This window comes from Sulfitobacter sp. KMM 9851, from assembly GCF_057178245.1.
This window is the reverse complement of sequence record NZ_CM169991.1, coordinates 223,916-242,132: the sequence shown is the minus strand read 5'-3', so window position 1 is coordinate 242,132 and position 18,217 is coordinate 223,916. Positions and strand designations below refer to the sequence as shown.

Genomic DNA, 18,217 nt, shown 5'->3' with positions numbered 1-18,217 from the left:
CGTTTTCAGCCCCCATGACGCTTGATCAAACGCCGTAGCCAACGCGCCCGATTGATACATAGGCGGAAAATCCAGCCCGCCTGGCATCTTTGGGAGAATAGATATTGCGAAGATCCGCCATCGCGGGGTGGTTCATTTTTTTGGCCAATCTCTTGAGGTCTAGAGCGCGAAATTCGTTCCATTCCGTCAGGATGACAATCGCATCGGCGTTTTGTGCCGCCTTATAGGCGTCGTCGACCCAGTTCACGCCTGGCAACAGCGCCTCACCTTCACGCTGGCCCTGGGGGTCAACAACACGCACCTTGGCTCCGTTACCGACAAGCGCGGGAATGATCGTAAGCGATGGTGCGTCACGCATGTCGTCAGTATTGGGTTTGAATGTGACGCCGAGCACGGCAATAACTTTGCCATTCACGCTGCCCCCGCAAATGTCCAAGACCTTGTCGGTCATCCGGCGCTTCACCTCATCGTTGACTTTGATCACCGTCTCCGTCAGCTGCATCGGCACGCCGTTTTCCTGCCCAATACGCGCCAACGCCTTCGTATCCTTAGGAAAGCAGCTACCGCCGTAACCCGGCCCTGCATGCAGGAACTTGGACCCGATCCGCCCATCCATCCCCATGCCCTTTGACACCATTTTAACATCGGCGCCGACACGTTCACACAGCGACGCGATCTCGTTGATAAAGGTAATCTTGGTCGCCAGAAATGCGTTGGCGGCGTACTTTATCATCTCGGCGCTTTCCAAATCTGTCACCATGATCGGGAAATCGCGCAGATACAAAGGGCGGTAGATATCGCTCATCACATCGGCAGCGCGGTCATTTTGAACACCCACGACAACCCGATCCGGGCGCATGAAGTCATCAATCGCTGCCCCTTCCCGCAAGAATTCAGGGTTCGAGGCCACGTCAAACTCCGCTTTGGGGTTTGCCTTTGCGATTACTTGCTTCACCTGCCTATTGGTCCCCACCGGCACGGTAGACTTGGTGACCACCACGGCATAGCTGGTCAGCGCCTGTGCAATTTCTTCCGCCGCCGTCATGACATAGGTTAGATCAGCATGGCCGTCACCGCGGCGCGTCGGCGTTCCGACGGCGATAAACACTGCGTCAGCACCATCAACCGCACGGGCCAGATCGCCGGTGAAAGAAAGCCGCCCCGCGGCAACGTTCTTGGCCATCAACTCCTCTAGACCGGGTTCGTAAATCGGGACGATGCCCTGCTCAAGCTGTTCGACTTTGGCCGGATCTTTGTCCACGCAGATGACATCGTGTCCGAAATCCGAAAAACATACGCCCGACACCAGTCCAACGTAGCCCGTGCCAATCATCGCAATCTTCATCTGCTCACCCTTCGTGCTCTTCGTGTTCGGATGCGGCAACCGGACTATTCTGTCAACTCTTGCTTGAACCAATCATCGGTCTGACAGTGCGAACCCCGCATAGGCAAAGGGCATGATGGCGCGCCGAAACCGCCCTAGCTCAAAGCGTGCCAAGGGGCGCTGCATCGCTGTTGGGTAAGGCCGCGCGGGCGTTTTTCCTTGAACCAGATCCGCCAGCAGAGCACCGGAATAGCTGCCCATTGCGACGCCATTGCCATGATAACACAATCCCGCGAACATCCCCGCCTCCCCTGGCACCCCGCCGACAAAGGGCATCCGATTCCGCGCGATACACACCATTCCAGACCATGCATGCGGCGTTTCCACTTTACGCCAGACAGGAAACATTGCCTCAAAATCTGCACGGGCCCGAGCAATGGCCCGCCGCTCCGAACCCGCTGTCGACAAAAGCCCACCGCGCACACCAAACAGCATCCGGTTGTCAGGCATCAGGCGGAAATAGTGCAGCAGGTGGCGGCTATCGTAAGAGGCTTGTCGGCTGGTCCAGCCCTGCGCGTCCAATTCGGATTGGGTCAGCGGGCGCGTAACGATCACGCTCGATTGTGTCGGCATGTATCGCGCGGCCAGCCAATCAGGAATATTCTCCGAAGAATAGCCATTGGTCGCGATAATCACCTTGTCCGCTGTCAGTCTGGCTGTCGGCGTCTGTACGATAAAGCAGCCGTTTTGCCGGGTGATCTGCGTCACCGGGCTATCGTCTGCAATCACCGCGCCTGCGTTCTCTACCGCAGACGCCAGCGCCGTGACATACTTTAATGGGTTCAATCCAAAGCCGATCGGCACCGTAATTGCACCGTGGAAACCGGCGTTTTGTCCCTGTGCGGGCAGGTCACGCCCTTCAGTCAGGAAGGCCTCAACGCCGTAGTTTTCACGGTAGTATTCAACCAGCCCACCCATCTGCGCAGAATCACGAGGACGGTGTGCAAATTGGGTTTCTCCTTCGGAGTGGCGATCGACATCAATGGCGTTTAGGGTGACAAAATCATCGACTAGATTGACCGAAGCCAATTCCGCCTGGCGCCATGCGTCTCGCCCGTCGCGGCCAAACTGCTTGTCAAGCGCCGCATCCGACAACATGCCGCCACCCAAACAGCAAAAACCACCATTGCGCCCGGATGCCCCCCAGCCGACGTGGCGTGCCTCCAGAACCGTGGTTGAAACACCAGCCCGCCCAAGGTGCAACGCTGCCGACAGGCCGGTAAATCCTCCGCCCACAATCGCAACGTCGCAGCGGTGATCCCCCGCAAGAGGTGGCCTGGGCACCGCACCACAGGTTTGATCCCACCAGCAATTCTCGCGCGGTAGATCGCTATAGGCAAACGCAGGGTAGATGCGTTTCATCCCGTGGCACGCTCGGCCGCCTGTGCGTCTTTCTGCGCCTTTAGACTGCTACGCTTGCTGACCAATGACGCACTGATCACACCGACCGTGACGATTGCAATCATGATCGTCGACAGGGCGTTGATCTCAGGTGACACGCCCAACCGCACAGCACTGAAAATCTTGATGGGCAGGGTCGTCGCAGAGGGGCCAGAGGTAAACGACGCGATCACCAGATCGTCAAGCGACAGAGTGAACGCCAGCAACCAGCCCGAAATGACAGCTGGCGCGATGATCGGCAGGGTCACCAGACGGAACGCTTCCCAAGGGGAAGACCCCAGATCGAGCGCCGCTTCCTCTAGCGAGCGATCAAAAGACACCAGACGAGAGGATACGACGACCGACACATAACACATCGAAAAGGTCGTATGCGCCAACACGATGGTCAACACGCCGCGGTCCAGCCCGATACCGATGAAAAGCAGCAGCAAGGACAAGCCAGTGATCACTTCGGGCATCACCAGTGGTGCGTAGATCATACCGGAAAACAGCGTGCGCCCCATGAACCGCCCGCCACGCACCAGCACATAGGCCGCCATCGTACCAAGGACCGTGGCCATGCTAGAGGAGATCACTGCCACTTTCAGAGTCACCCACGCAGCATTCAGAAAGGCTTCGTTCTGGAACAATATGCCGTACCAGCGGGTCGAAAACCCCGCCCAGACGGTGACCAGTTTCGACGAGTTGAAGCTGTAGATCACCAGAATGATCATCGGAAGGTAGAGGAATGCAAACCCCAAAGTCAGCGAGGTTGCGTTGAACCATGACATACGTTTCATGTCTCTGCCTCCGCCTGTTTTTGCTGGTTGCGTTGAAACAGGACGATCGGAATCACGAGTAGTAGCAACAAGATCACCGCAACCGCAGAGGCCACCGGCCAGTCGCGGTTGTTAAAGAACTCTTCCCACAGGACCTTGCCGATCATCAGCGTGCCAGACCCGCCCAGCAGGGAGGGGATCACGAACTCGCCCAAGGCCGGGATAAAGACAAGGAAACTACCCGCGATAATACCATTTTTCGACAATGGAATCGTCACCAGCCAAAACGCCTGTGTCCGCGAACAGCCCAGATCTTCGGCTGCCTCGTTCAGGGATTCGTCCAGCCGATCCAGCGCCGCATAAATCGGGAGGATCATGAATGGCAGGTAGGTATAAACGATCCCGATATAGACGGCTGTGGTGGTATTCAGAATGGTCAGCGGTTCACTGATAGCCCCCAGCCACATGAGCAACTGGTTCAACAGCCCCTCGTTGCTGAGAATACCCATCCACGCATAAACTCGGATCAGGAAGCTGGTCCAAAACGGCAAGATCACCAGCATCATCAAGGTTGGTCGCCATTCTTCGGGGGCGCGGGCCATGGCATAGGCAATTGGATACCCCACCATCAGGGTCAGCAGGGTTGAGATCAGCGCGATGCGCAGCGAACTCAAGTAAGCCTTCCAATACAGGTCATCCGAAGCCAGAAAGGCGAAATTCTCGAAATCCAGCTCTGCGATCAGTGCCGATAGCCCGTCGCGCAGATTTGGCGTATAGGGTGGAATAGCCAGCGCCGCATCGGACAGCGAAATCTTGAACACGATCAGGAAGGGCACCAGGAACAACGCCACCAGCCAAACATACGGCACTGCGATCAGGGCAAAGCGGCGCATATTCATTGCGCCAACAAAACGCCGGCTGTGGCGCTCCACGACACCCAAACCGGGTCTTCCCACGTGATGTCACGCCGCGCGATGCGCCGCGTGTTTGCGGTTTGCGCCTTGATGATCTGACCGTCCGGCAATTGCACGTGATAGGTGCTGAGGTTGCCCAGATAGGCAATGTCCAACACCTTGCCCTGTAATGCATTCGCCGCATCGGCAGGGCGGTCCGTAGAAATGCCGATTTTTTCGGGACGGATCGCCAGATGCCCGGCCTGTCCGTCGCTAAACTGCACCTCGGACGCCGCAATCAACGGCGTTTGTGTTTCGGACCAATGCAGATGGTACTGACCTTTGCCCGCCGCCTTCACCGGTGCTTCTATAATGTTCACATCACCAATGAAATCAGCCACATAAACCGAATTGGGTGCCTCGTAGATCACCGCGGGTGTCGCCACCTGAATGATACGTCCCTCGTCCATCACCGCCACACGCGACGCCACGGTCATCGCTTCTTCTTGGTCGTGCGTCACGATAACAAAGGTTGTTCCAGTGGTTTCCTGAATGTCCATCAGCTCAAACTGGGTATCCTGGCGCAGCTTTTTGTCCAGCGCGCCCAAAGGTTCGTCAAGCAACAGAAGTTTGGGCGCCTTGGCCAGACTGCGCGCGAGCGCGACACGTTGCCGTTGACCGCCGGAAATCTGATGAGGCTTGCGGCGCGCAAACTTTTCGAGGCGCGTCAGCTTGAGCATCTCGTCAACCCGCGCGGCGATGGCATCCTTGCTCATCCGGTCGCGGCGCAGCCCAAAGGCGATATTGTCCCAAATGCTCAGATGTGGAAACAAGGCGTAGGATTGGAACATCATGTTCACGGCCCGTTTGTTGGGCGGCACGGGTACGATATCTTGCCCAGCCAGTTCTATCTGGCCCTGCGTGGGGTTTTCAAACCCGGCCAACATCCGCATCATAGTGGTCTTGCCGCAGCCCGACGGCCCCAGAAGGGCAAAGAATTCCTGCTCGTAGATGTCGAGCGACAGATCGTCGATAGCGACAAATTCACCGAATTTCTTGGTAACGTTCTGAAAGCGGATTAACGGCTTTTGTTCCGGATCATCCCAAGGGGCGAAAACACTCTGGCTCACGGGCATGGCATCCTTAAATCGGGCTGGTAGAGGAAAAAATGGGCGCGATCATGATGACCGCGCCCGTTTGGATCAGGTACCAGACTTGATCTTGGTCCACATCCGGGTCACGACCCGCTGCACCTTTGGGTTATAAGGACTGGTGGTGTAGAGTTTCTCGAGAGTTTCCGGTGTCGGGTAAATCGCGGGATCGCCGATCACGTCCTCCTCAAGAAACTCTTGGCTCGCAAGGTTGCCGTTGGCGTAATAGACATAGTTCGACGCCGCCGCCATGTTCTGCGCGTCCATGATGAAATTCAGGAATTTATGCGCACCGTCTGGGTTGGGCGCATCAACCGGGATCGCCATGTTGTCGAACCACATCAGCGCCCCTTCCTTGGGGGCGGCATATTCAATTTCGACACCGTTATTGGCCTCTGCGGCACGGTCGCGCGCTTGCAGAATGTCACCGGACCAACCAAACGCCACGCAAATGTCGCCGTTCGCCAGCGCATTGATGTATTCTGAGCTGTGGAATTTCTGCACATGCGGCGCAACGGCTGTCAGCACCGGCTCGGCCTTTGCGATCACATCGGTGTCCTGGCTATCTGGGTCTTCACCAATATAGGCCAGCGCTGCCGGGATTAGCTCAACCGGCGCATCCAGGAAATGCACACCACAGTTCGCCAGTTTCTCCATGTTGGCCGGATCGAGGATCAACGCCAGCGAATCGACCGGCGCATCATCACCCAGGACTTCTTTGACCTTGTTGATGTTCACGCCCAGCCCGGTGGTGCCCCACATGTAGTTGATAGCATATTCGTTACCCGGGTCATATTTCGACACGCGGTCGTTGATCACGTCCCACATGTTTTCGCTATTGCTCAGTTTGCTTTGATCCAGTTTCTGGAATGCGCCTGCGGTGATCTGACGTTGCAGGAACGTTCCCGATGGCACCACAACGTCATAGCCAGACCCGCCGGCAAGCAGTTTCGTCTCAAGCACTTCGTTGCTGTCAAAAACGTCATAGATCAGATCAATGCCGGTTTCGGTTTCGAATTTTTCAAGCAGGGACTCGTCGATATAGTCGGACCAGTTGTAAACCCGAACACTTTCGGCAGAGGCGACGGTGGCAATGAGTGCCGTTGCGGCAACGCCGCTGAGAATTCCGTATTTCATAGTCTACTCCCGTTAGATAGGTTGGGTTGATCCCGACCTTTCGCTAATTTGATCAAGTTTTGCCTCTTGCGGCAAGATGATTTATGCTTTCATGCAGGATGCAATGGTGCAACCTGCCTGAAAATTGGACAGAAAGAGCCCCCGTGATGGATGCAGAAACAGCCGGCACCGCGAAATCTTCCGATGCGACCCCAGAGGTCAAAACGCCGGCACATCAGCACGTTTACGAACGCCTTAGGACGTTGATTCTGTTTGGCGATCTTGCCCCAGGGCAGGCGGTCACAATCCAGGGGCTAACCACGGCACTGGATGCGGGGATGACACCGGTCCGCGAAGCGTTGCGTCGGCTGATCGCCGAAGGCGCGCTGACGCATCTGGGCAATCGCCGTGTCACGGTGCCGGTCCTCTCGCCAGATTGCGTGGACGAATTGGGTTTCATGCGCAAATCACTCGAACCCGAACTGACAAAACGCGCCGCCGAACGCATGACCGCAGAGGGGCTGGAAGCCTTGCGCGCATGTGACACCGCGTTGAACCATGCAATTGGTAGGGGTGATATCGGCGGCTATCTTACCCACAATTACCAGTTTCACACGCTGATCTACTCGATCGCCGACGCCCCGATCATGGCCGCTACCGTCGACCGGCTGTGGCTGCGTTTCGGGCCATCGTTGCGCGTGGTCTGTGGGCGCTTCGGTACGAGCAACCTGCCCGACAAACATGCCGAACTCTTGAACGCGCTGTCATCTGGTGACGTGGCGTTGGCCGCCGCGGCCATGGCAGAGGATGTGGATCAAGGTATGAATTTGATCTACGCCGCATCGGAAGGCCAGCCCGCCTGCAACTGATTCGATTGACTCTGCATAATTTGATCATATTCTGGGGCGAACCAATTTTTCACTCTCAGTCACGAGGTCCGTTTCCCATGTCGTCGATCACCAATCACCTGCCAACCGCTGAACTTCAGGCATTGGATGCCGCGCATCACATGCACCCTTTCACGACAAATGACGAATTGGCGGCCAAGGGCGCACGCGTGATCACGCGCGCAAAAGGCATCTATCTGACCGACAGCGAAGGCAACGAAATCCTTGACGCTATGGCGGGCCTTTGGTGCGTCAATCTGGGCTATGGCCGCGAGGAAATGGGCCAGGTGGCCGCGCGCCAGATGAACGAACTGCCGTTCTACAACACGTTTTTCCAGACCACTCACGTACCCGCCATCGCCTTGGCCAAGGAACTGGCCGACCTTGCCCCCGGCGATCTGAACCACGTCTTTTTTGCCGGTTCCGGGTCAGAGGCCAACGACACGAACCTGAGAATGGTGCGGACCTACTGGGCCGAAAAAGGCCAGCCGGAGCGTACCCATATCATCAGCCGCAAGAACGCTTATCACGGCTCTTCTGTCGGGTCGGGCAGCTTGGGTGGCATGACATATATTCACGCGCAGGGCGGCATGCCCATTCCCGGCATTCACCACATCGGCCAGCCTGATTGGTGGACCGAAGGCGGCGATCAGACGCCCGAGGCATTTGGCCTTGCCCGCGCACAGGAACTTGAGACGAAAATCCTCCAACTTGGCGCAGAGAAGGTTGCGGCATTCATCGCCGAACCCATTCAGGGCGCCGGCGGGGTGATTATTCCACCCAGCACCTACTGGCCCGAAATCCAGCGCATCTGCGACAAATATGGTCTGTTGCTTATCGCAGATGAGGTGATTTGCGGCTTTGGGCGTACGGGCAATTGGTTTGGTTCGCAGACCATGGGCATTCGCCCACATATTATGACCATCGCCAAGGGCCTCAGCTCTGGCTACGCGCCGATCGGCGGGTCCATCGTCTGTGACGAAGTGGCCGAGGTGATCGGTGCCTGCGAGTTCAACCATGGCTATACCTACTCAGGTCACCCGGTCTGTGCCGCAGTGGCGCTGGAAAACCTGCGCATCATGCGTGAAGAGAATATCATCGACCACGTGCGCGATGTCGCCGCCCCTGCCTTAAAAGAGGCGCTTGACGCATTGGGCGAGCACCCGCTGGTGGGTGGCGTCAACGTATCGGGGCTGATGGCCTCGCTGCCGCTTTCACCGGACAAGGAAAGCCGGTCGCGTTTTGTCGGCGATCAGGGCACCGTTGGCTACATCTGTCGCGAACATTGCTTTGCCAACAATCTGGTGATGCGCCATGTCGGTGACCGCATGATCATCTCGCCGCCGCTGGTGATCACCCCCGAAGAGATCAAAATATTTGGCGCCCGCGCAAAACAGGCATTGGATGCCACCTATGCCGACCTCAAGAGCAAAGACATGCTGTCGCCTGCCCCGGCACACCACGACGATCCATCGCCGCTGGGCTAATCGGCCTAAAGGCCACGCAACCGATCCAGCAGGCGCAGGGAGGCATAGCCGTCAGGCACCACCCCCTGCGCCTGCTGGAAACGGCGCACTGCGTTGATCGTCAAAGGGCCGATTTTGGCGTCGATCTTCTGGGTGTCATATCCCGCTGCCGTCAGGCGAGTTTGCATCTCTATCCGCTCGTCAAAGCTTAGCGCGCGGTCCTCGCGGGGCCATTCGTGCTGAATTGCTGCCCGTCCCGCAATGCGATCGCTCAGATGCCCCACACCGATGACATAGGCATCGGCAGTATTATAATGCTCAATAACTTCAAAATTCGAGAAGATCAGAAACGCGGCGCCCTCTGCGCCCCCCGGCAACAGAACAGAGGCGGGACCGTGATCAGCCACCGGCTTGCCATTCAGACCCATTACCCCGAGCTCGGCCCAGTCAGCAGTAGTTTTTGCAACGTCCCGATCCGCCAGAAGGTAGTCAAAATCCTTGGGCAGCGAAACCTCCACGCCCCATGGCTGTCCCTTGGTCCAGCCAAAGTTCTTGAGATAGGCCGCTGTCGATGCCAGCGCATCGGTCGGGTCGGCGCCCCAAATATTGCGTTTGCCATCGCCGTCGCGATCCACCGCATGTGACAAGAAAGACGACGGCATGAACTGAGTATGCCCCATCGCTCCCGCCCAACTGCCGCGCATCTGATCCGGCGTGGTGTCGCCACTTTGCAAGATACGCAGGGCATTGATCAACTCGGCCTCGAAAAATTCGGCGCGGCGGGCATCGTAGGCCAACGTGGCCAGCGAATTCATCACACTGTCACTGCCGCGAAAGGTGCCATAGGCACTTTCGAGCCCCCAAATTGCCGTGATCACCTCCTTCTCAACACCATAGTCGGCTTCGATGCTTTCCAACGTGCGTTGCCACTGCGCCAGGGCCTTCTGACCGTTTTGAATACGCAGGTCCGATGTCGCAGTGTCGAGGTAATCCCAGATCGTCTTGGTGAACTCGGACTGGTTCCTATCGCGCCGGATAACCTCGGGGTCATAGCGGACACCTGCCAGCGCGCGGTCAACAACCTCTGCTGTGATGCCATGGTCCTGCGCACGTGGACGGAACGCTGCGATCCAGTCGCGCAACCCGGCGTCATCGCCCTGTGAAGGCACCGCTGCATCAGCATCCGCGTCTTGGGGCGGTACGGCAGAAACAAGCGTGGTCTGCGGGGCGCGCGACACCGGGCGCACCGATTCTTGTGTCTCGGCGGCCAAGGCGAACCCTATCGCGCTCAACCCCACGAAAAACCCTGCAAAAACTGTGTACTGTCGGATCATGTTGCGCCTCACATCATGCTGTCGCGCAACAGCCTATGCGGCCTTGGCACCACTTGAAAGGGCTCAGCCTTCTGGTGCGCGGTGCTCCGCGTGTGCCGTAATTTCCGCTCGAATCCGAGCCATATGTTCGCGCAACATCGACACCCGGCGCGGCCGAAAGCTTTGGCCAGCGCGGTGAAGGTTGTCCATTCGGTCCAATCGAAAGGTCCGGTAATCCTGGCGCAGATGGCACCATGCCATCAGGACGTTGGTGTTTTGCAAATAGATAATGCCCAGCGGGTCAACCATCCGTTCGGTCGCGGCCCCCTTTGCATCTTGATAGGCAAACTCAACGGTTTCCTCGTCCCAGGTTGCTGCGCGCAGCGCCGCTACATCTATGCGCGGCGGTTCAGGGCGTGTGAAACGGCGTGCATCCAGCACCGCATGCTGCAACCGATGCGCCTGCCGCGGAGGCACCCGCGCCGTCAGTTTGGCCAGCGCCGATTTCGCCGCGCGTGCCAATGCCGGATCGCCAATTACGGCCACATCGCGCAGCCCTAAAACCAACGCCTCCAACTCGTCATCTTCGAAACCCAGCGGCGGCAGTGCCGCGTCTTCGATCAGAGTGTACCCAAATCCCGCCTCGCCATCGATCACCGCGCCCAACTCGCGCAGCGTGTCGATATCCCGGTAGACCGTGCGCAGTGACACAGCCATTTCGTCGGCCAACTGCGCGGCCCGCACCGGAGCGGGCAGTCGGCGCAATGCCGTCATCACCTGGAATAATCTATGTGTCCGGCTCATTTAATTGACGCACCCAATACTGACAGGAATTGACAGTATTGCCTGCTATTCCAACGCCTGCAACCTCAGGAGAATTTGATGATAACCCTTTTCACGTACGCCCCCGCCTTTGGTGAATTCAGCGCCAGCCCTTTCTGCGTCAAAGCCGCTTGGCTATTGAACCTATCCGGGTTGCCCTGGCAGCGCAAAGACACCAACGATCCGCGCAGTTTCCCAAACCAGAAACTGCCCGCCATTGGTGTGGATGGCAGGATCATTGGGGACAGCGACAACATCCGCTGCTATCTTGAACAGCAAGGCGCGGTGTTCGATGCGGGGCTGACCGACATCGAAAAATCCACGTCACGTGCCTTTATTCGAATGGCAGAAGAACACTTGTATTTCCACATCATGCTGGACCGCTGGGCAGACGACGAACGCTGGCCTCTCATTCGTGAAACCTATTTTGCTAGCATCCCTAAACCGCTGCGCAAATTCATCACCGGCAAAATCCGCAGGGATGTGCTTCAGGGTATGCGCACACAGGGGCTGGGCCGACTTACCCCAGTGGAAAGGCAAGACCGGATAGAGCCAGACTTGCAGGCGATCACCATTCGGCTCTGGCAGGGAAAGTTCTTGTTCGCGGATCACCCAACCGCGGCGGACACCTCTGTCGCGGCGATGCTCGCGGCTGTTTGCGCAACGCCGGGTGCATCACCTCTGAAAGAGCGTATCACCAAGGACGAGGTTCTAAGCAGCTACATCGCCCGGACCAAACGGGCGATGGCGGCACCTCTCAGCGCCGCGTCCGAGAGACTTTGCGCTTGATCTTGTCTTTCTTCTGTTTGGCTTTTGCGCCCTTGCGCCGGGGGCTGCGACCTGCGGGGCTGCGGCTGCCTTGCTGCACTTTTTGGTCTTCAATTTCGAGCAGCTCCAGCGCGATCCCGCCCGTTACGGGCACGGCTTCGGCCAGCCGAACCGTGACGCGCTGGCCGATGCTGATCATCATGCCGGTATCCGACCCCATCAGCGTCTGCGCCTCGGCGTCGTGGTGGAAATACTCGCGCCCAAGGCTGCGCATCGGCAGCAACCCGTCGGCCCCGGTTTCATCCAGCTTTACGAATGCGCCAAAGCGCGCGATGCCGCTGATCCGACCGGTGAATTCATTGCCCACCCGTTCCGACAGGAACGCCGCCAGATAGCGGTCGGTCGTGTCCCGCTCCGCCACCATCGAACGCCGTTCAGTATCCGAAATATGCGCGCCAGTCTGCTCCAGCGCGTCGATTTCTTCGGGTTGGAGCCCGTCTTTGCCCCACCCATGCGCGGTGATAAGTGCGCGGTGTACGATAAGGTCAGCGTAGCGCCGGATCGGCGAGGTAAAATGCGCATAAGATCGCAAGGCGAGCCCGAAGTGACCAATATGCGCGGGACCGTAATAGGCCTGTGTCATCGACCGCAACGTGCTGAGGTTGATCAGTTCCGCGTCATCGGTACCCGCTGCGTCATTCAGCAACTTGTTCAGATGAGCGGTTTGCAGAACCTGCCCCTTGGCCAAGGTAAACCCGGCTGCCTGCGCCGTTTCACGCAGTGCTTCGAGTTTCTCAGGTGAAGGTTCTTCGTGAATGCGGAACAGCAGCGGCACCTTTTTCTGCAGCAAGGTTTCGGCGGCAGCGACGTTGGCCAACACCATGAATTCCTCGATCAGCCGGTGGGCATCCAACCGATCCTTGAAGTTCACCGAGGATACCTTGCCATCCTCGCCCAGTTCGATCCGCCGCTCGGGCAGATCCAGATCCAGCGGCTGGCGAAGCTTGCGTGCCTCTTTCAGTGCGGCATAGGCGGCATAAAGTGGCTTGAGCACCGGGTCGACCAACGGGCCAGTTCGGTCATTCGGGCGGCCATCAATGGCATCCTGCACTTCTTCGTAGTGCAGCGAGGCGGGCGAGCGCATCAGCCCGCGGTGAAAACTGTGGCCGACCTTTTGTCCTTTGGAATCCAGCACCATCCGGACAGCCAAACAGGCGCGCGGCACCCCTTCGTGCAGCGAACACAGATCACCGGACAGACGGTCCGGCAGCATCGGCACGACGCGGTCGGGGAAATAGGTGGAATTGCCCCGCTTGCGTGCCTCACGGTCAAGCGCGGACCCCGGTGTGACATAGGCCGCAACATCCGCGATGGCGACCCAGACGACATGCCCGCCTTCGTTCTTTGGGTCCTCGTCAGCGTGGGCATAGCAAGCATCGTCATGGTCGCGTGCATCCGACGGGTCGATCGTGATCAGCGGCAGATCTCGCAGATCCTCTCGGCCTTTCAGGCCCATCGGTTTGGCGGCATCGGCTTGTTCAATCACGTCGTCGGGAAATTCGTCCGGGATACCGTGCTGATGGATCGCGATAAGCGACACCGCACGCGGGGCAGATGGATCGCCCAGCCGCTCAACAATGCGGGCGCGCGGCAGCCCCATGCGGGATTTTGGCCCGGCCAATTCCGCCTCGACCAATTCACCATCCTTGGCGCCATGGGTGTGATCCGCTGCAACGACCCATTCACGGTCCGCGCCTTTGTCGATGGGCAGGATACGCCCGCCCTCTGTGGCTTTGCGAAAGACACCCAGCACGCGGCGTGGATTTGTTCCGATGCGCCGGATCAGGCGCGCCTCGTAGTGGTGATCTTCGCCTTTGACCAAGGTGAGCCGGGCCAGAATACGGTCACCCTCTCCCAAAGCCGGATCAGAGGCGCGGGGAATGAGCAGCACGGTGGGTTCCTTGCCCTCGCCCTGCCATTCCATCGGCTTGGCAAACAGATCGCCATCCTTATCGGCACCGGTCACCAGCAGCACCGACACAGGCGGCAGGCGATCCGGGTCCTGATAGCTACGCTTGCGCTTTTCCAGATGGCCGTCGGCTTCAAGCTCTTTGAGGATGCGTTTCAGGTCGATCCTGGCTGCGCCCTTGATGCCGAACGCCTTGGCGATGTCACGCTTGGCGGTCAGGGTCGGGTTCTGTTCAATCCACTCGAGGATTTCGGCTTTGCTGGGTATATTGCTCATGTTCTTGCAGGTAGCACGCGACCCCGCTGTCGTCATGGCAAATCGTCAATTTCGTCCACGTCATGCAGGCCGGCGACCTCGGCGATGCGGTGGCGCGGAAGGGTTGCGCGACTGTCGGCCAGCGCGTGCGGCCCGGACCACCTTACGTTTTGAAACAGACCAGCGGGCTGACGGCGGGGGTGCTTTAACCCCACCAGCCAATACCCCCCATCGGGCGCCGGACCAAAGACCGCATCGTGATCGCCCAGCGCGCGAAATGCCTGCGCCAGATGCATCCGCGTGATCCCCGGAATATCGGCACCTATAACGCAGGCGGGCCCGAATGGCACCTGTGCCAACATCCGCCCCATCCTATCACCCAGATGCCCGCGCCCTTGCGGCCAGCGTGGCAGATGCGCGGGCCAGACGCGGCTTTGCAGTCCGGCAACGTCGGGGGCCACCGCCAGCACCACTTGCCACCGGGGGTCGTGGATTCGGCGGATCAGACGGCGCGTCTGGTGGCGAAACCACCACGCGGCACCGACCATCCCGATGTCGCGTCCCAGTCGCGTTTTCACCCGCCCAGGCTTCGGCTCTTTCACCATCACGATCAGTGTCGCCCTCACAATGGGGCCACCATCATCCGGTGATCAATTCCGGCATCGTCAAAAACTGGCCCCACGGCCGTAAATCCCAGCTTCTCGTAGAACCCCAAGGCATGGACCTGCGCGCCCAGCTTGGCCTGGTGGATGCCGCCGTTCTGCCGGGCGGCGACCAGTGCGGCGCGGATCAGTGCCGCGCCCAGACCGGTGCCACGATGTGACGGCAGCACGCAAACACGCCCGATCTTTGCCGTGCCATTCTTCATGTAAACACGCGCTGTGCCAACTGCCGCTCCTGCGTCGGTTGCCAGCAAGTGCAGGCACTTAGGATCAAGCGCATCAACCTCGTCAGCCTCGGGCACACCCTGTTCGTCAATAAACACCTTGCGACGGATTTCCAGGCAGGTGGTAATGTCGTCGGTCTCGGCGATCGTCACTGTCATGCAAAATAATCCTGCAAGATGCGGCCGTAGATACCTTTGAGCTGGTGAATATGATCCACCCGCACATGTTCATCGACCTGATGCATCGACTGGCCGACCAACCCAAATTCGACCACTGGGCAATGCGCCTTTACAAATCGCGCATCCGAGGTGCCACCACTTGTGGATAGCACAGGATCGACCCCGGTTTCCGCCCGCACCGCGGCCGAAACCATATCGGATAGCGGGCCGGGGGGCGTGATAAAACTCTCGCCCGAGATTTTGATATCAACGCCGATCTGCACGCCAAACTCTGTGGCGGCCTTTTCCGCCTCTTGCCGCAACCAATCGCTCAGGCTGGCGCCGGAATGCAGATCGTTAAACCTGATGTTTACCGCTGCCCGACACTGCGCGGGGATGACATTGGTCGCGGGGTTGCCCGTGTCGACAGTTACCACCGCCAACGTGGAGGGATCGAAGTGGTCGGTCCCTTGGTCCAGTTCGTGACTGGCCAGCGTGTCCATCAGTCGCACCATCGCAGGCAAGGGGTTGTTAGCGCGGTGAGGATAGGCAGCATGGCCCTGTTTGCCGACCACACGGAAATGCGCATTCATCGACCCGCGCCGACCGATCTTGATCATCTCGCCCATCGTTTCCGGGCAGGTTGGTTCCCCCACCAGACATACATCCATGCGTTCGCCATTTTCAGCCATGTAATCCAGCAGCGCGGTCGTGCCGTCCAGCGCGTCGCCTTCTTCATCCCCGGTGATAGCAATCACAATGGACCCATCCGGGGGCGTCTGGGCCACAAAGTCGACGGCCGCCGCGACAAATGCGGCAACGCCGGACTTCATGTCGGTGGTGCCTCGGCCAAACATGACACCGTCCTTCACCTCGGCCCCGAACGGGGGCATAGACCAATCCGCCTCGTTCCCGATGGGGACAACGTCGGTATGACCATTAAACCCGAAAGACCGCCTGTTGCCCTTGGTCCCCCAGCGCGCAAACAAATTGCGGATACCGCCACGGTCTGCCCAGTGGCATTCGAACCCCGCGTCGGTCAACACGCGTTCCAACAGGCCCAATGCGCCGTCGTCCGCAGGAGTTACAGAGGCGCAGCGCACCAATTTTGCAGTCAAGTCGACAGGGTCGAGACCGGGCATAGTAGATCCTTTTCAGCAGTTTCTCGGCGGTTCCCCCACATTTGTGGCCAAAAGAGCGCGGTGCCAAGGGCCGATATGAACGAATTGCTTAACAGAACCGAGTTTTCCGTGTTAGATTAAGGCAATAATATGACCCGAGGCAGGGCATCAGCAGTATAGGCACCTGAAAACAGGGCCACCCGTATCAAAACGGTTAACTCAGGGTACGGGATAAATCCGTGCCGCGCTGATCTGTTCTGTCTCGAACCGGGTATGAGGCAGTGACATGGTAGCAGCGTCGGAACTTCCGATTGAAACAGTGCGTGAAGGCACGTCGGCCACAGATATGGCGCAGACGATCTTTGGCGATGGCGTCACCGTAACAGGGGCCACCTACTACGGCGACAATGACAGCGCCGGGATTTACACAGGCGGCACGGCGACGGCACCGGGGGTGACCCCCAGTGACACGGGCGTGATCCTGTCGACAGGCAACGCGCAGGATTTCACGAACTCATCGGGACAGTCCAACCAAAGCGCCAGCACGTCGACCAATACATCAGGGACCAATGGGCACGGACAGTACAACGCGGCTGCCGGCGCGCGCACCTATGATGCGGCTACTCTAGACATTGATTTCATCCCGGACTCCGACGTGATGACAATGCAGTTCGTGTTCTCGTCGGAGGAATACCCCGAGTTCGAAAACTCCATTTATCAGGATTTCGTGGGCGTATGGATCAACGGCACGCTGGTGCCGCTGGAGGTGGGCAATGGTGATACCGATCCTGGCAACATCAACACCACCAACAACATCAACATGTACGTCAACAACCAGAACGACCAGTTCAACACCGAGATGGACGGGTTCACCATCACAATGACGCTGACGATGCCGGTCAATCCTGGCGTTGTGAACTCCATGCGTATCGCCATCGCCGACGTGTCCGACAGCAATTATGATTCCAACCTGCTGATTGCGGGCAATTCGGTGCAGACCAATCTGGTCGCCGTCACCGACAATGTCGATGTCTACCCCGAGGGCGTCACGACCGTCGATGTGCTGTCCAATGACATCAATAATGGCAACGGCACGCTGACGATCACACATGTCAACGGCCAAGCGGTAAGTGCCGGCACCACGATCACACTGCCTACGGGGCAACAGGTGACACTGAACGCCAATGGCACCTTTACCGTCGCTGGCGATGGCGACACCGAGAATTTCAACTTTACCTATACGGTCGACAACGGCGTCAACGCTGATGTTGGCTTTGTGAACGCCACCTCGGTGCCCTGCTTTGTGGCCGGTACCCTGATTGCCACGCCTGATGGCGAACGGGCGGCGGAAACCCTGTGTGCGGGCGATCTGGTTTTAACGCAGGACGACGGGCCGCAACCGCTGCGCTGGATCGGCACCCGTTCGGTCGCCGCCATCGGTGATTTCGCCCCGATCCACATCCGCGCAAATACATTCGGCACGCACCGTGATCTGCTTGTTTCGCCCCTGCACCGGGTGCTGATCCGCGACAACCTTGCTGAATTGCTGTTCGGTGAATCCGAAGTGTTGATCGCCGCCCGAGATCTGATTAACGACCGGTCGGTTACCCGACTAACCGGCGGAAACGTCACTTATGTCCATCTGATGTTTGACCGCCATCAAGTCGTGTTTTCCGAAGGTCTGGCGACGGAAAGCTATCTTCCCGGACCGCAAACCGCCAAAAGCTTTGAACGCGAGATCGTGGAGGAAATCCGCACGATTTTCCCCGAAATCTGTACCGAAACCGGCCAAGGTTATCCCCCGGCTGCACGGCGGATGCTCAAACGGTTCGAAGCCGATCTGCTGCGTGCGGCAAAGGCTGCTTGAT

16 protein-coding genes are annotated in these 18,217 nt (G+C 58.5%); 4 read left to right on the top strand and 12 right to left on the bottom strand.

Annotated elements, in window-relative coordinates; all coding sequences use genetic code 11:
* Positions 1 to 25: 25 nt before the first annotated feature.
* The 6 genes from AC1965_RS01170 to AC1965_RS01145 form a co-directional block, all read right to left on the bottom strand.
* The gene (locus AC1965_RS01170) at positions 26 to 1,345 is read right to left on the bottom strand and encodes a UDP-glucose dehydrogenase family protein (RefSeq protein ID WP_483885483.1); all 1,320 of its coding nucleotides are present in this window, start codon (positions 1,343 to 1,345) and stop codon (positions 26 to 28) included.
* A gap of 72 nt (positions 1,346 to 1,417) precedes the next feature.
* Positions 1,418 to 2,746, bottom strand: coding sequence for an NAD(P)/FAD-dependent oxidoreductase (locus tag AC1965_RS01165; protein WP_483885482.1), 1,329 nt, complete (start codon positions 2,744 to 2,746; stop codon positions 1,418 to 1,420).
* Positions 2,743 to 3,564 carry an ABC transporter permease gene (locus tag AC1965_RS01160; protein ID WP_483885481.1) on the bottom strand — a complete coding sequence of 274 codons (822 nt, stop codon included), beginning with the start codon at positions 3,562 to 3,564 and terminating at the stop codon, positions 2,743 to 2,745. The genes AC1965_RS01165 and AC1965_RS01160 overlap by 4 nt, the downstream gene beginning before the upstream one ends.
* Positions 3,561 to 4,436, bottom strand: coding sequence for an ABC transporter permease subunit (locus AC1965_RS01155; protein WP_483885480.1), 876 nt, complete (start codon positions 4,434 to 4,436; stop codon positions 3,561 to 3,563). Before AC1965_RS01155 ends, AC1965_RS01160 begins: the two co-directional genes overlap by 4 nt.
* A 2-nt stretch (positions 4,437 to 4,438) precedes the next feature.
* Positions 4,439 to 5,572, bottom strand: a complete 1,134-nt coding sequence (locus AC1965_RS01150) for an ABC transporter ATP-binding protein (RefSeq protein ID WP_483885479.1) — start codon at positions 5,570 to 5,572, stop codon at positions 4,439 to 4,441.
* A 66-nt stretch (positions 5,573 to 5,638) separates the two neighbouring features.
* Positions 5,639 to 6,724, bottom strand: coding sequence for a polyamine ABC transporter substrate-binding protein (locus AC1965_RS01145; protein ID WP_483885478.1), 1,086 nt, complete (start codon positions 6,722 to 6,724; stop codon positions 5,639 to 5,641).
* Positions 6,725 to 6,870: 146 nt separating this feature from the next.
* Here AC1965_RS01145 and AC1965_RS01140 point away from each other — a divergent pair, with 146 nt between their 5' ends.
* The gene (locus tag AC1965_RS01140) at positions 6,871 to 7,572 is read left to right on the top strand and encodes a GntR family transcriptional regulator (protein WP_483885477.1); all 702 of its coding nucleotides are present in this window, start codon (positions 6,871 to 6,873) and stop codon (positions 7,570 to 7,572) included.
* A gap of 77 nt (positions 7,573 to 7,649) precedes the next feature.
* Positions 7,650 to 9,077 (top strand): aspartate aminotransferase family protein, encoded by a 1,428-nt coding sequence (locus AC1965_RS01135; protein WP_483885476.1) that lies wholly within the window; start codon positions 7,650 to 7,652, stop codon positions 9,075 to 9,077.
* Between the two features lie 5 nt (positions 9,078 to 9,082).
* Here the strand turns inward: AC1965_RS01135 and AC1965_RS01130 are convergent, their stop codons facing one another.
* Both AC1965_RS01130 and AC1965_RS01125 read right to left on the bottom strand, forming a co-directional pair.
* A complete protein-coding gene (locus AC1965_RS01130) occupies positions 9,083 to 10,390 on the bottom strand; it encodes a lytic murein transglycosylase (protein WP_483885475.1) in 1,308 nt (435 codons plus the stop codon).
* A gap of 63 nt (positions 10,391 to 10,453) precedes the next feature.
* Positions 10,454 to 11,173 (bottom strand): helix-turn-helix transcriptional regulator, encoded by a 720-nt coding sequence (locus tag AC1965_RS01125; protein WP_483885474.1) that lies wholly within the window; start codon positions 11,171 to 11,173, stop codon positions 10,454 to 10,456.
* Between the two features lie 78 nt (positions 11,174 to 11,251).
* On the opposite strand from AC1965_RS01125, the gene AC1965_RS01120 reads away from it, so the two are divergent.
* On the top strand, positions 11,252 to 11,980 hold the full coding sequence (locus tag AC1965_RS01120; RefSeq protein WP_483885473.1) for a glutathione S-transferase family protein: 729 nt from the start codon (positions 11,252 to 11,254) through the stop codon (positions 11,978 to 11,980).
* Here the strand turns inward: AC1965_RS01120 and rnr are convergent.
* From rnr to dapE, 4 genes are read right to left on the bottom strand one after another with little or no spacing between them, the layout of a single operon-like run.
* Entirely contained in the window at positions 11,949 to 14,204 is a 2,256-nt protein-coding gene (gene rnr / locus AC1965_RS01115) for a ribonuclease R (protein ID WP_483885472.1), read from the bottom strand. The two genes, AC1965_RS01120 and rnr, sit on opposite strands and share 32 nt — an antisense overlap.
* 32 nt (positions 14,205 to 14,236) lie before the next feature.
* Positions 14,237 to 14,809, bottom strand: coding sequence for a TIGR04282 family arsenosugar biosynthesis glycosyltransferase (locus tag AC1965_RS01110; RefSeq protein WP_483885471.1), 573 nt, complete (start codon positions 14,807 to 14,809; stop codon positions 14,237 to 14,239).
* The gene (locus AC1965_RS01105; RefSeq protein ID WP_483885470.1) at positions 14,806 to 15,228 is read right to left on the bottom strand and encodes a GNAT family N-acetyltransferase; all 423 of its coding nucleotides are present in this window, start codon (positions 15,226 to 15,228) and stop codon (positions 14,806 to 14,808) included. The genes AC1965_RS01110 and AC1965_RS01105 overlap by 4 nt, the downstream gene beginning before the upstream one ends.
* Positions 15,225 to 16,370 carry a succinyl-diaminopimelate desuccinylase gene (gene dapE / locus AC1965_RS01100; protein WP_483885469.1) on the bottom strand — a complete coding sequence of 382 codons (1,146 nt, stop codon included), beginning with the start codon at positions 16,368 to 16,370 and terminating at the stop codon, positions 15,225 to 15,227. Before dapE ends, AC1965_RS01105 begins: the two co-directional genes overlap by 4 nt.
* A gap of 265 nt (positions 16,371 to 16,635) precedes the next feature.
* Here dapE and AC1965_RS01095 point away from each other — a divergent pair, with 265 nt between their 5' ends.
* Positions 16,636 to 18,216, top strand: coding sequence for a Hint domain-containing protein (locus AC1965_RS01095; RefSeq protein ID WP_483885468.1), 1,581 nt, complete (start codon positions 16,636 to 16,638; stop codon positions 18,214 to 18,216).
* Position 18,217 lies beyond the last annotated feature (1 nt).